The organism is Octadecabacter dasysiphoniae, from assembly GCF_021532615.1.
Taxonomy (GTDB): domain Bacteria; phylum Pseudomonadota; class Alphaproteobacteria; order Rhodobacterales; family Rhodobacteraceae; genus Octadecabacter; species Octadecabacter dasysiphoniae.
The window spans coordinates 926715-940532 of record NZ_JAKGAQ010000001.1 but is presented as its reverse complement, the minus strand read 5'-3'; the positions used below and the strand labels follow the sequence as shown (position 1 = coordinate 940532).

Annotated in this window: 11 protein-coding genes; 8 read left to right on the top strand and 3 right to left on the bottom strand. The window is 56.1% G+C overall.

The genetic code is table 11. The features are described from left to right. Positions 1-109 precede the first annotated feature (109 nt). Positions 110-367, bottom strand: coding sequence for a DUF6522 family protein (locus tag L0664_RS04635; RefSeq protein ID WP_235224447.1), 258 nt, complete (start codon positions 365-367; stop codon positions 110-112). A gap of 334 nt (positions 368-701) precedes the next feature. Beyond that, positions 702-1763: a sodium-dependent bicarbonate transport family permease gene (locus L0664_RS04630; protein ID WP_235224446.1), complete on the bottom strand. Its 1062-nt coding sequence runs from the start codon at positions 1761-1763 to the stop codon at positions 702-704. 94 nt (positions 1764-1857) lie between these two features. Between L0664_RS04630 and L0664_RS04625 the strand changes: the two genes are divergently transcribed. Then, the gene (locus L0664_RS04625) at positions 1858-2745 is read left to right on the top strand and encodes a LysR family transcriptional regulator (RefSeq protein ID WP_235224445.1); all 888 of its coding nucleotides are present in this window, start codon (positions 1858-1860) and stop codon (positions 2743-2745) included. Between the two features lie 39 nt (positions 2746-2784). Here the strand turns inward: L0664_RS04625 and L0664_RS04620 are convergent, their stop codons facing one another. After that, entirely contained in the window at positions 2785-3510 is a 726-nt protein-coding gene (locus tag L0664_RS04620) for a MipA/OmpV family protein (RefSeq protein ID WP_235224444.1), read from the bottom strand. 157 nt (positions 3511-3667) lie between these two features. On the opposite strand from L0664_RS04620, the gene L0664_RS04615 reads away from it, so the two are divergent. From L0664_RS04615 to L0664_RS04585, 7 genes are all read left to right on the top strand, one after another. After that, positions 3668-4825 (top strand): helix-turn-helix domain-containing protein, encoded by a 1158-nt coding sequence (locus tag L0664_RS04615; protein WP_235224443.1) that lies wholly within the window; start codon positions 3668-3670, stop codon positions 4823-4825. Positions 4826-4923: 98 nt separating this feature from the next. Further along, a complete protein-coding gene (locus tag L0664_RS04610; RefSeq protein ID WP_235224442.1) occupies positions 4924-6291 on the top strand; it encodes a S41 family peptidase in 1368 nt (455 codons plus the stop codon). Between the two features lie 135 nt (positions 6292-6426). After that, complete coding sequence (locus L0664_RS04605) at positions 6427-10593, top strand: hypothetical protein (RefSeq protein ID WP_235224441.1); 4167 nt, start codon at positions 6427-6429, stop codon at positions 10591-10593. Between the two features lie 195 nt (positions 10594-10788). Beyond that, positions 10789-11175, top strand: a complete 387-nt coding sequence (locus L0664_RS04600) for a Fur family transcriptional regulator (protein ID WP_268821549.1) — start codon at positions 10789-10791, stop codon at positions 11173-11175. 30 nt (positions 11176-11205) lie between these two features. Further along, positions 11206-11862, top strand: coding sequence for a zinc uptake protein ZrgA (gene zrgA / locus L0664_RS04595; protein WP_235224440.1), 657 nt, complete (start codon positions 11206-11208; stop codon positions 11860-11862). Positions 11863-11871: 9 nt separating this feature from the next. After that, positions 11872-12567: an ABC transporter ATP-binding protein gene (locus L0664_RS04590; protein WP_235224439.1), complete on the top strand. Its 696-nt coding sequence runs from the start codon at positions 11872-11874 to the stop codon at positions 12565-12567. Next, positions 12564-13814, top strand: coding sequence for an ABC transporter permease (locus L0664_RS04585; RefSeq protein ID WP_235224438.1), 1251 nt, complete (start codon positions 12564-12566; stop codon positions 13812-13814). The genes L0664_RS04590 and L0664_RS04585 overlap by 4 nt, the downstream gene beginning before the upstream one ends. Positions 13815-13818: the final 4 nt, after the last annotated feature.

Genomic DNA, 13818 nt, shown 5'->3' with positions numbered 1-13818 from the left:
CCACACCCCGACTTGTTGGGCACAGCTGTCAGCAACACCCGCACCGAGATGTTCAAACCAAACACGGCAATGCCGCACCGTCCCAGTAGGCCTGCGCCGCTGGACGGTACTATGTCCGTGTCCCCGTATCTGTCCTGATCTTGCTGATGACGTCGCCGTCTTCATTACACGTCAACCGCACCCGTTTTCCCGCGTGAAAGAACGTCAAACGAAAACGGCCCGCATCCTCGCCCTGCCCGACTTCGTAAGTGCTGGTGATGTGACCGCTGCGCATTTTCGCCTGAACCTCGGCGGGATGCAGCCCCAGTAGCGGGCCAAGATCCTGCGCATCAATCACCGGCTGGTCATTTTCTATCTGTATTTTCATGCGGTGGGGCTTTCGTCTGTGGGGGCAAAACGGGCGGCGGATATTGCGGGCACAATACCACGTTGACCGCCGCGATTTTGCCCGTCGAGCGACCCTGTGTCCAGCATGACGGAACACAACATCGACGTTCACGCCCCAACCTGTGAACTTGGCAGACTGGCCACGGCAACATCGTTTGGGAATGCTCGTTCAGTGACGCACCCACCGACGGGCATGGAAACTTGGATTTTGCGCGATCCAGTGCGCACTGACTGCGCTGTCGGCACACCACCCCCGCGTCTTTGTATGCGGCTGGTGTGCCATTTCAGCCCTTCGGGTGGCGCGGCTAAACCTTTCAAATCATGATCTCTGCAAGGGCCATGAACAGTGGAATGCTCAGGATCGCCACAGGTGTGCCCAGCCCTGTCGATGTGCCAACATAGGCGGATGAATTGGCCTCTGGCAGTGCCGCGCGTATTGTCGGCGGGCCGGAAATATCGGAACTGGACGCCGCCATGACCGCCAGCAAAATGACCCCACCTTCTGAAAACCCCGTAAGCTGATGGGCAATCATTCCGACACCAAACCCAAGCAGGCCGTGGATGATCGGGGCGGTAATCCCATACAGGATGTATGAATGGGCCACTTTGCGCAGTTCGCCAAACCGTGACCATGCTTCCATGCCCATGATCAGCATCAAGATTGACAACAACCCGCGAAACAGCGGTTCATAAAAGCTATCGAACACGGTGTCGGGCTTTGCCAGAATGCCCAGACACAGGCCCGCAACCAATGCTGAAATCGCGGGACTGCGGAAGGTATCGACCAGAATACCCTGCACCATCTGTCTGGTGTCTTCACCGCTTGTCCTGCCGGGCTGCCCGCCCAATGCCGCAGCGCCGCCTGCGGTGATCGTCACATTGGATGCCGTGCGCCGCGCCGTGCTCAGCTTCGCCAAAACGATCGCTGTCACCAAGGCCGCGATGTCCATGAAGGGATACAGCGCGCCAATATATCCCTCATACGGGATGGCGCTGTCATTCAGCATCGCCATACCCGCCGCCAATGTGGACGCCGACACCGCGCCGAACATCCCCACCGTCGCAAGCGCGTCAACCTCAGCCACACCGCGCATCCGCACCAGAGTTTTGCTGCCCAGAAAGACAATCAGAATACCAAGCATCCCGGCCCCCAGCGCGGGCACCATCAGCGACACGAAATCAGCATCGCGGATCGAAATGCCCGCCCCCATACCGACCTTCAACAAAAGCAGAATAACGATGAATTTATAAACCGGTTCAGGGATTTCGAATTTACTGCCCAGCGCGGCGAGCATCATTCCCGCGATCAAAAACGCAAGCGTCGGTTTCTGGAGCTGTTCAATTAGGGTAGCGCCGATTGTGAAAAGGATATCCATGGTGTCGCTCCTGCTGGGGGTGTCCGGCGGGAATACGCAATCGATGTAATGAATAAAAATATATCTTTCTGTCCATTTCATTCTATAAAAAAGAATGAATTCTCGTTTGAACTATCATCATCTGCGCTACTTTCGCGAAGTCGCGACAGAGGGCCATCTGGGGCGCGCGGCCGAACGGTTGAACGTCGCGCAATCGGCGTTGTCCGTTCAAATCCGCCAACTCGAAGACCGCCTCGGTTTTGAGCTGTTTGACCGCGTCGGGCGCACGTTGGTCCTGACAGAAGCAGGCCGTATCGCATTGGATCACGCTGACCGGATCTTTAGTGCTGGGGACGAACTTCTTGCGACGTTGCACCAAAACAGTGACGTAAAACCGCCCCTGCGGATCGGCGCACTTTCAACCTTGTCGCGCAATTTCCAGCTTCAGTTTTTGCAGCCGTTGCTCGCGATTGATGACTATCCGTTTTCTCTGAAATCAGGGAATACCGATACGCTGCTCGCTGATCTGGAAACCCTCGCGCTTGATGTTGTTCTGACCACCGAAGTTCCGCAAACGGGTACGACATTTCAATACGGCGCACAGCGGATCGCGGAACAGCCAGTGTATCTGCACGCCACGCCCCACAGGCTGCGCCACAAAACGCTGGCGTCGCTGCTGGCCAATGAACCGCTGATCGTGCCCACCGAAAGCATCATTCGCGCCGGATTTGAAAACTTGATCGCAACGCTCGGGGTCAAACCGCATATCGCGGCCAGTGTGGATGACATGGCAATGGTGCGCTTGCTTGCGCGGGCGGATGTGGGGGTGGCGATCACCCCCACCGTTGTCGTCGCCGAAGAAATCGCAAGCGGCATCCTGCAAACGGCGCCCTTCGATCTGGGCATTTCTGAACCGTTCTTTGCCGTGACGCTGCCGCGAAAGTTCCCGCACCCCGCCCTCAAAAGCCTACTGGCGGGGCAATCCTCTGTGCACGCCGGATGAAATTCAGCACTGCCGAGGGCTTGGTGCCCATCGCCCCCGTTAGAACTGGAACAACAGCCCAAGCGTGACATCGGCTATGTGATCGCGGTTGACCAAGGGGCTGTCCGCCGCCTCGCCAAGATCGGTGTAGGTGACTTCGCCCAACAAAAAAGCATTGTCGGAAATGGGCATCAGCGCGTTCATCTGTGCGAAGGCATTGATCGTGTTGTCCATTTCAAACGCAGCGCGATCGGCGGTCACGTCTGCGGTTGCGACACCGTGTAAATAGTTGTTCAAATCCGAGTCCTGAAACTTCACGCCCGCTGTAAAATCAAGGCCAACCGCGCCCAACTGTGCCTCGTGGCTGAGGGAGAGTTTTGCGGCCAAACCATCATGAACACCGGACACATCATGCTGCACAGACAAATTTGCCGACGCATCCCCAAAGGCATAGCTGGCCGCAAATCCGGCCTCGAACGCATCGTCGCGTTTCAATCCGTCAAAAAGCGCTGTGTCGGGTAAATCAGCGGCAAAGCGCGGGTCCAACATCACCGAAAGATCAAAACGCCCCGAATCCACAAGCGCGTAACTGATTTCATCGATCCCGATATGCAGGCGCCCGGTTTCATAGGCGATATAGGGCAGCGCTTGCACGCTGTCTTGACCGCCCACAAACGGGCTTTGGCTGCCGTCTAAAAGCAGGCCAACGATCCAGTCGCCTTCGGCAAAAACAGGCGTGGCGGCTGTTACACTGGTGGCAACCAAAAACGGGATCGTAAATTTCATAGCAGTTTTCCTTTTGATGAATGTCCGGATCATCAAAGCGCGCCGCGGTCTGTGCTGTCGTCCGGTCTTGATGTAACGGACAGCAAGACCTGTCCGATCCTGTTCATTCGGACGCGCGACACTGGCCAAACTGCGCCAGTTTGCGCCACAACACGGTATGATGACGCAACCTATCCTTGATATTATTGCGACCGCGACGTTCAGCCTTGGGCTGTTCGGGGCGGTTTTATGTTGTTTGCAAACCCGCGATGTCTGGCCTTTTCGCGCATTGGCGGCGGTTTTGCTTGCAAGCTGCGCGACAACTTTGGGGGATGTGCCTTGGCCAATCGCAAACCCAGACAGCGCCATCCGGTTCGATATCTTTGCCGCCGTGATCTGGCTCATCGGGTTGATGGCCGCAGCGCCGCTGTTTTGGGGCTATGTTCGCGTCATCACATCCGTCACGCCCCGCTTGCCGCCCCGCATATGGGTGCACGCCCTTTTGCCAACAATAGCTTTGATCCTTGGGGCTGCGGTGCTGTTCATGCCGCAACACGCGCGGCTGGGCCTGTTCACTGACACGCATCCTTTGCCAACAGGGTGGCCCTTGGCCGTTGGCATGGCAGGTGAAATGTTGGTCCTGTTGGCCATCGTGCAATGGGGCGCATATGTGGTCGCGATCATCCGCCGCCTGCATCACTACCGCAAAAGATTGCGCAGCTACGTCGCCAGTGTTGAGCACAATGAATTAAAGTGGATCGGGACGATTATCGTCATCTATTCCGCCTATTGGGGTGTCGGTGCCATTGATGTGGCCGCAGATGTGACACCCCTGACTGCCACTGTCCCGGCTTGGATCGATGCGGTGTTTGGTCTCGGCCTTTTGGTCATTCTTTTGTTGTTCGGATTGCGACAACGGCCCAGTCTGGCCCCGGGTGCAGCAACCCTGCCCGACAGCGCCACAAAATACGAAAAATCTGCCCTGACACCCGCAATGGCAGACAGGATTACACGCAAACTGCGCGCGGCGATGGGCGATGACAAATTGCACCGCGATCCCAATCTGTCGCTATGGTCGCTCGCCCGTCACATCGGGGCATCGCCGAACTATATTTCGCAAACCCTTAATGAAAACATCGGCGACAGCTTTTTCGATTTCGTAAACAGCTACCGGATCAGCGATGCACAGGCCCTGCTGCGCGACACGGATCAAACCGTCCTCGAGATTACCTACGACGTTGGTTTCAATTCCCGTTCTTCGTTTTACACCGCTTTCAAAAAGGTCACGCGGCAAACACCAACGGCCTATCGCGGGTCTGTGTCCGCGCCAACCTGATCGGACACCACCCAATGTCCGGCCCTGTCACGCAGGACGACGCGCGCGCCTTATTCTGGTGGACTGATGTAATAACGTCAGCCACAGGATGCCCCACCATGACCCGAAAACCGCTTTTCCTTTTGACACCGCTAGTCTGCATGGCCTGCGCCCTGCCCCCCGAAGCCGACCAATTACAGGGTGCGTGGGTGTCGGACGGGTACGGCATTGCCGCCATGATTGATGGCCGTTCGGTCGAGACTTTTATGATATCTGATCGCACCTGTATCAGCGAAGGGCGCGATCCGCTTTGGGGATTGTTTCAGGTGTTCGACATCGAAATCAGCCCCGACAATCGCGCGTTTCTTTTGCGCCAGCAAAACACGATACAGGCGATCCAGTTTAACCGTGTCGCGGCCCTGCCCGATCACTGCACCCATCCCCCCGCAAACACGCCAACCGCAAACCTTGAGGCATTTCTGGATATCTACGCCTCGCACTATGCGTTTTTTGATCTTTACGACGTCGATTGGGACGAACAATCGGCCGCAGCCCGCGCGCAGGTCAGTGATGCGACGACAGACGCCGACCTGTTTGCCGTCATGGTCAATGCAATCGCCCCCCTGCCCGATGGTCATATCGGGTTAAAGGCAAACATCAACGGGACACGCCAGTTGTTTGAACCAAACCCCGGCGCGCTGTTTGCACGCATCCAGGCCCAAGCGCGCACAGCGGGGCAAAATCCGCAAACTGCCGAGCTGGATTTTCGCAACCACTATCGCCACGTCCACATCCCCCAGACCATCCTGAACGGGCGCGGCACCACGGCAGGCAACGGATTTGTCCAATATGGCTTTGTGTCCCCGAAAGTCGGCTACATCAATTTTCTGACGATGGCCGCGTTTGCCACTGGTGACATCGGCGATCTGGCGGGCGACATCGACGCGGTGAACGACATTCTGGATGATGCGATCGAGGGCTTTGAGCAGGCGGGCGTGACCAATGTTATTCTTGATCTGTCGCTGAATTTTGGTGGCTACGACGATGTCGCCCTGACGATCGCCAACCGTTTCGCGGCTGAACCTGTTTTTGCCTATTCTGAATATCCGGCGGATGCCGATGATCCGATCACACTGCGCCGCATTGTCGTTCCGTCCGCACGCCAAACCTACACCGGGCCGCTGACCCTTTTGACCAGCGACATGACAGTCAGCGCGGGTGAAATCCTCACACTTGCCCTGCGCCCGCTGCCCCAAGTCACCCACGTCGGTGAGGCAACGCGCGGTGCTTTTTCCGACGTTCTGGAAATGACACTGCCCAACGGCTGGATCGTCGAATTGTCCAACGAAATCTATACCGATCATCAGGGCATCATCTGGGAAGGCCGCGGGATAACGCCGGATCACAGCGTTGCGGTCTTTGATGGATCAGACCCGCTGGCAACCCACCTTGGCGCGATTGGGTATGCCGCAAATTTGGTCCGATGAAGTCCTGAAATTTTACGGTTCCAATAGCGGGATGATTGGCGCCGGAATTGGCTGGGCGTGCGCAGTTGCTTAATGTCGAAATAGCTGTAGTCTTTTTGAATAATTTTTAAATCTATTCTATTTCAAGGACTTAATATGGAAAACGACATTCCCAACAACGTCATAATTCGCAGAGTCCCGGTCGGGCTGTCGCAGTCTCAAACGTTTGTACAACCCGAACCCGGCGAATATGACGTCAGCGTTCACACGAAACTTCAATCGTCACACGGCAACTGGGCCCTAACCGGGGTGGATGTCACTCTCAATCCGGATGGCGATCTGTTACAGCCGATGCTGCGCGCCATTGGCTCTGAGAGGCAAAATTCGCTTTTGATTGTGGCCGATGCCGTTCGCGTCGAAGGTATGATCCACGTGCCCGGCATACGCGTGCGGATTCAGGCACGCGTGTTGGACTTTGCAAAAGGCGCACAGATCAGCACACAGGCCAATCCGTATACAAACGAAGACATTCCATCTGACGTTGGTGCGAACGGACGGACCGGGCGATTTAGCGGCCCTGTTGAGCTTTTTGTCGGAACCCTGAACATTGATGAAAATGACACGGACCATCCGGTCATTGTCACGGATGGCACTGATGGCACCATAGGCGGACCCGGCCAGCCCGGAACGAACGGCCCTGCCCTGTTCGGCATAAATTTCGAAGCCGCGGAAGGGGAAGCCATCCAAACCGCGGTAAACACTCACCGTCAGTGGCTCAGCATCAAGGACAAGGGGCTGAACATCAACGAAGGTGACGCCACGGTCGTTTCCGTCTCTCTCATAGCTTCGCTTGCCGATGACAAGGATATTTCAGTCCCCAGTCCCGTTCCTATCCTAAATGGTCTGGCGTCCGAAAAGCTGCCCGGTATTGCGGGTCAGGGATCTGTCGGCGCGTACATCACAGCGTCGTCTCAAACGGCTATAATGCTGGATGATCGTGGCGCCTATTCGATGGAGCCGGGTAAAAACGCTGAGCCCCGATCGGTTGAAGGTGGCGCACCAGGCACGGCCTACAAACCGGACGACAAAAAAAAGGAAACACCTGTCAAAGCGGTTGCACTCACCGTTGAGCACGATGAAAAATTTCGTTTCGTAGAGCCGGTTCCGGAAGTTCGGACCCGAGTTTTGTACCCCCAAGAGGGCGAAACCATGTACGGTGAAGCCGCCCCCGCGATGCCAAACGCCTTCAAAGCCATTCAAGTATACAATCGCATCGCACACTGGTTTCACCCGCTTCATACGGTCGTCTTCAGCGCATATCTGACTGAATTGTCGCGCGGCGGTTACGCCGATCAACTGGCGACTGCCCTTGAGTCCATGGCCGAGGCTTTGGCCCCCATCCGCGCATCCTACCGCCGCGTCCTGCCAGATGTTGAATTTGATGACGACGAGTCCCAAAGCGATTTCCAGCAGGCATTTGACGCGATCAAAGGCTGCTCAGACGATATCCTTCGCCAAGAAGACCAAGACGCCTATGCACCCTTGTTGAACTTGCAAAACCAGATTGCCGCAATGAAAGACAAAGCCACCCGTGGGCTGGATCACTACGGAAACCCGGCAGGTTGGGCGCCTAATCTATCCATCGCCGCCGAAATGGATCTTGAACGGGGTGCGGGCGAAAACGCAGTGCGCGCGCTTTATGTGTCACAATGGCTGTCGTCGGCCTCTGACAAAATTGAAACCATGATTGAAGCACACTGGCAGGCCATTCTTGAGGTCCGCAAGCGGCGCCACCTTGATTTCGGGCGCCAAGCCAAGGTTAATTCCTCGTTGGCAAGCCTTGCCAGCAAATCCGAACGTTTAAAGCTGGATATCGAAACCACAAAATCGCGCCTGGATGTGGTTGTTAAGGAACTGACAGCGCAGGCAAAAGACCGCGTCATGTTGGCTGCGGCCGTTGATATCATCGGAAGCGTGATGACGATTGTCCCTTATGGCCAACCCGCCCTTGGGATGGTCGGCAAAGCCGTCAAAAGCTCAAGCGAATACATCAAAGGGCGTGATCCAAGCGCGGACCACATCCTGAACGATATCCTCGATCAAGGAAAAACGCTTGGCAAAAAGGGTATCGCGAAACGGTCCGACCATTTCAAAAAACAGGCTGAAAAGCTTGAGAAAAAGGCGACCACGGCCGAAGGTGCGAAATACTGGGACAAGTATAAAGGCGATGATCAAGTCGCCTTTGACACAAGCCAAGCCGAAGAAGCCGAAGAAGCGCGCGAGGCCGCGAAAGTGCCCAAAGCACGCGCCGCGCAATGGTCTGCCGTATCGGACAATTTCGCAGATGCCGCGAAAGATATCTACGCCGATCTCAGTGTTTTGGCCGCCCCCGAAGACGCCGCCAAGAAATTGTTGAAAAAGCTTGAGGCCAAAGACCCCGCCTTCATCCAGTTTTCTAAAGAAATCGAAGACCTCAATCTTCGCAAAACCCAAGTGGTCGGCCAGATCATCAGCGCACATGTTGAACTTGCCGCAATCGCCAGCGACATCGCAATGACCCACCATCTCGAAGGGATATTCATCGATGCCTTGGCCGACGCCTCATATGGGCGGGTCAACACGGCGCTTTTGGGCGCGGCAGATCAGATGAAGACCCACGCGTTAAACTGGCTTGTTCAGCAGCGCTACAAACTGGTCAAAGCCTACGAAGCCCTCTTTTTGGAACCTTGCCCTATCCCGCAAGGTGCCGATGAATTCGGTGTGAATTGGCTGGTGGATCAATTCGAAAAAACCGTCACCACCCAACAAGTCTACGCCGAAAACGCCGAGGACAGCCGCCGCATCTGGGAAACCAGCCTTGAGGCCCTGAAAGGCTATCTTGCCGAATTCAGCAATTCGATTGCGCGATCCATTGTTGAAAAGTTGGAGGGCGAAGCCAGCCAATCAATGTTGCCATCCCACACTGCGGCCCCCATCACCATCGAACTTTCCCCGGATCAATTGGCCATTCTGAACGAAGGTCAGAAAGGCCCATGGGACACAGACCCCGACGAAGACCGGAACGCATGGCCAAGGACTGTGTCTGTAAACTTGGGCAGCAATTCCTATTTCCCGTTCGATCACGACAAGGTTGTCATTCGATCAATCACGGTGCGCGATTGCGTGGTGTCAGAACGACCGGGCGCCGATACGACCGACACAGGCAATCGCAGCGCCAGCGTCGTTGTACAGCATTTTGGAAATGGCATCCTAAAGCATGACAACACACTTTTTGCAGTGCGTTACGGCAAAACCCCGCTTGAAAGCCTGCAATCGGAAACAGCCGATCAAGAGGTCTTTGCCCCCGCTGCGAAATGGCAGTTTTCCTATGACGAACACTCCAAAGACGTCACCGTAGGCGGCGGCTACGCCGAGGAGGCTGAGGGCCTTATCCAGTCAATCTTGGGCGCATTAACACAAGACCATTCACGCCTTGAGGCAAGCACATTCCTCAGATCGCTGCCCGCGTGGACAGAACTGATGATCACAGCACAAGGCGACGCGGCACGTTGGGCGCAGATTGATAAGCTCGTGATCGAAGTCCACCTTGATTCCGTGGTGGCCACGCACAACACCTGTGGCATTGATCTGCGGGTCACGGATGACAGCGAATGGCCCGTAACGATCACGCGCGAAGATGGCCAAGAGGAAAATTTCACAACACCGGCGTTGATCCTCGGGGATCCCGACACGAAGGTAACGCTCAAGCCTGACCTTCTAGAGCACCGTGAAATAGTCACGATCGATGGTCGTGCCCCCACCGGCGACACATGGGATGTCAAACTTCGACGAAGCGAAGTGTTCCATCCTAAAATGGCGGAAGAGGCGCGTGTTAAAATGGTGGAAGTGGCGCGTGTCTTGCCGCCCCCCTCAGAACCACTGGATTGGGATCAGGGCGCGTTCAACCTCATGGTTGCGCTGAAAAGGCATATCATTACCAAACATGAACCTGTCTGGAATCCGCACCATGGTTTGGGCTATGCCTATTCATTCGTCGCAAGGGACGGAACGGAAACGAACCTGAGCCCATGGCTCACCATTAGGCCTGTCAAATACTGCTTCACCAAACTCCTCCTGCCGGTCTGGACGGATCATTTTCAGGTCAGAGGCATCAAACTGTATCGCCGTGTTTGCGCCGACTATCGCAGCAAAGACTGGGGCGAGGTCGAAGAAATATTTGCCTATGAAATGCTGGTCGGTTCAGTCGAATTGGTCCAATTGCCGTCTGCGATGATCAATAACAGAAATGGCGACCACTACACGTTCTACGACGGCGCGATGTAGTTCACAAAGTGGCAAAGGGCGGGGTCATCCCGCCCGACTGCGCGATTGAAAAACGGCGCGTGCTGAAGGCGTCCAACCTTTTCCTATATTTGCTGTCATTGCTGAAGTGTTTGGCCTGACGGATCAACCTCAGGCTGCCGTCTTGCGAATTGTTACTTTATAAAATAAATATTCATAAAAGAAGGAAGGCACCCCATGAGAAAGCGCGCTGCTGTACGACAAACGGACATTTTAACAGTGCTCAAGGCGTCGCAACGCCCCATGACCGCCTATCAAATTCTTGAGCAACTTCAACTCAGTGAGCCAGACATCGCGCCGCCCACAGTATATCGCACACTGTCTGCCTTAACCAATCAAGGCCACGCACATCGGCTCGAATCGATCAAAGCCTTTGTTCCCTGTCGCTGCAATCACGCCGAAAGTGTCCCGATCCTCGCCATCTGTGAGGATTGCGGGTCCGTCGAAGAACACGACGGCAGCGATCTATTGGCGACCTTCAATGCGCTGACTGATCAAAACGCTTTTCGGGCAAATCGACACATCGTTGAAATACATGGGCATTGCGTCGACTGCGTAGCCTGACCCCTCTCCTCACTTTGCATAGGATGCATCATGAAACAGACCATATCACTCATTGCTCTCATTGCCGCCGTTCCGGCATTCGCCGAAGACACCCGCGAACTTGATGCCCATGAACACGGCGTTGGTACGCTGAACATCGCAATGGATGGCACGTCCGTCGCAATGGAATTTGAAGCACCCGGCGCGGACATTGTCGGTTTTGAATACGCCGCGCAAAGCGATGAAGACCTTGCCGCGATTGAAACGGCGCTTGCGACATTGGCAGCGCCGCTTGAATTGTTTGTTCTGCCCCAAGCCGCGGGGTGTTCGCTGATTGACGCCAACGCAGAGCTGGAAAGCGGAGAGGATGAGCACGACGATCATGATGATCACGGCGAGGATGACCATGACGACGACGACCACGATGAGCACGCCGAAGATGAGCATGACGAGCACGACCACGATGAGCACGCCGAAGATGAGCATGACGAGCACGACCACGATGAGCACGCGGAAGAAGCCGGTCACACTGAATTCCATGCCGCCTATACACTGACCTGCGAAGCACCCGACGCACTGACCGAAATCTCATTCGCGTATTTTGACGCCTTCCCGAATGCACTGGAGGTCGAGGTGCAGATCATCACGTCAACCGGCGCACAGGCCTTTGAGGTCGAACGAGATGCACCCGTTCTCAGCCTCGATTAATGATCTCTGGTGGCTGATCCCGTCCTCCAAATCTGCGACCTTGCATATCAATGGTCCGGACGCTCTGCGTTTTCGGTGGCCGTCGCGGACCTGACGATTGCAAAAGGCGAATCCGTCTTGCTGCTTGGCGAAAGCGGCTCCGGCAAATCGACGCTATTGTCGCTGATCTGTGGCACGATCCTGCCGGACACTGGCACGGTGTCCATCGCGGGAACCAACATCTCCGCGATGGGCGGTGGCGCGCGCGATCGGTTTCGCGCAGAACAGATTGGCGTTATATTCCAGCAGTTTAACCTGCTGCCTTTTGGGTCCGTCGCCGACAACATCCTGTTGCCCTTACGCTTCGCACCCAAGCGCAGAAAGCGCGCAGGCGACGCCGCCGATGCAGCAACAAACCTGTGTTCCGCACTCGGCCTGCCCGCGGGCACAATGGACGCCAAAGCCACCGCCCTCAGCGTCGGACAACAACAACGCGTCGCAGTGGCCCGCGCACTGATCGGGCATCCGCCCCTGATCATCGCAGATGAACCCACATCGGCGCTGGATGCCGACAGCCAGGCGGCCTTTCTTGATTTGCTGTTTGCGCAAATGGCGTCCCACGACACATCGCTTTTGATGGTCAGTCATGACCCGAGGTTGGGCGAACGGTTTGATCGTGTGATCCGCATGGAAGACGTTGCACAGATCGAAAGAGCGACGGCATGATCCTGCGCCTGTCCATAGCATCCCTGTTCGCACGTGCGTTGACCGTCGGCATGACCATTCTGGCGATTGCCCTGTCCGTGGCGCTGTTCCTTGGCGTTGAAAAAGTCCGCACAGGTGCCAAAGCCAGTTTTGCGGACACGATTTCGGGCACCGATCTGATTGTCGGGGCGCGGTCGGGTTCGGTTCAGTTGTTGCTGTATTCCGTATTCCGGATTGGCAATGCGACCAACAATGTCACGTGGGAAAGTTACCAAGACATCGCCGCCCGGCCAGAGGTGGACTGGATTGTTCCGATTTCATTGGGCGACAGCCACCGCCAGTTCCGCGTCATGGGCACGACACAGGCCTTTTTTGATCACTACAAATACCGCCAAGGCAGATCACTCGCGGTCGCTGACGGCGCGATCATGGACGATCTGTTTGATACGGTGATCGGCGCGGATGTGGCGGCGACACTTGGATATACCGTTGGCGACCCGATCATTGTCGCCCACGGGCTTGCGTCGTTCACCGAACATAAAGACCAGCCTTTCCGCGTCTCCGGCATTCTGGGAAAAACCGGAACCCCTGTAGATCGCACCGTGATTGTCAGCATGGAAGCAATTGAAGCCATCCATGTGGATTGGCAAAACGGCGCACAAATCCCCGGCCAATCCACACCCGCTGATGTGATCCGCGATATGGAACTCACTCCGGTGGCGATCACAGCGGCGCTGATCGGTGTGCAAAGCCCGCTACAGACCTTTGCCCTGCAGCGGGCCATCAACAATTATCCCGAAGAACCCCTGTTGGCCATTCTGCCCGGTGTGGCCTTGCAGGAACTTTGGGGGATCGTCGGCATCGCCGAAACCGCGCTGCTGGCCGTGTCTGCCATGGTTGTCGTCACCGCCCTGATCGGGATGATGGCCACAATCTTTTCCAGCCTGAACGAACGGCGCCGTGAAATGGCAATCTTTCGGGCCATGGGCGCGCGTCCCTTGACCATCCTGACCATGCTGATCCTTGAAGCCATGCTGATGGCCGCCATCGGCGCGTTGCTTGGTTTGGCACTGCTCTACATCGGGCTCATGGTGGCGCAACCGATCCTTGATACCACCTTTGGCCTCTGGCTCCCGATCGAGGCACCGACCCTGCGCGAAGTCTGGGTCATTCTCGCCGTTGTGGCCGCTGGCGCAATTGTGAGCATGATCCCTGCGATACGGGCTTACCGGATGTCAGTGGCCGATGGTATGATGGTCAAAACATAACGCT

What these genes read in the sequence shown, in the direction of transcription:
- L0664_RS04635 (WP_235224447.1), bottom strand. Translation starts at nt 367, where the DNA reads ATGAAAATACAGATAGAAAATGACCAGCCGGTGATTGATGCGCAGGAT.
- L0664_RS04630 (WP_235224446.1), bottom strand. Translation starts at nt 1,763, where the DNA reads ATGGATATCCTTTTCACAATCGGCGCTACCCTAATTGAACAGCTCCAG.
- L0664_RS04625 (WP_235224445.1), top strand. Translation starts at nt 1,858, where the DNA reads ATGAATTCTCGTTTGAACTATCATCATCTGCGCTACTTTCGCGAAGTC.
- L0664_RS04620 (WP_235224444.1), bottom strand. Translation starts at nt 3,510, where the DNA reads ATGAAATTTACGATCCCGTTTTTGGTTGCCACCAGTGTAACAGCCGCC.
- L0664_RS04615 (WP_235224443.1), top strand. Translation starts at nt 3,668, where the DNA reads ATGATGACGCAACCTATCCTTGATATTATTGCGACCGCGACGTTCAGC.
- L0664_RS04610 (WP_235224442.1), top strand. Translation starts at nt 4,924, where the DNA reads ATGACCCGAAAACCGCTTTTCCTTTTGACACCGCTAGTCTGCATGGCC.
- L0664_RS04605 (WP_235224441.1), top strand. Translation starts at nt 6,427, where the DNA reads ATGGAAAACGACATTCCCAACAACGTCATAATTCGCAGAGTCCCGGTC.
- L0664_RS04600 (WP_268821549.1), top strand. Translation starts at nt 10,789, where the DNA reads ATGAGAAAGCGCGCTGCTGTACGACAAACGGACATTTTAACAGTGCTC.
- zrgA (WP_235224440.1), top strand. Translation starts at nt 11,206, where the DNA reads ATGAAACAGACCATATCACTCATTGCTCTCATTGCCGCCGTTCCGGCA.
- L0664_RS04585 (WP_235224438.1), top strand. Translation starts at nt 12,564, where the DNA reads ATGATCCTGCGCCTGTCCATAGCATCCCTGTTCGCACGTGCGTTGACC.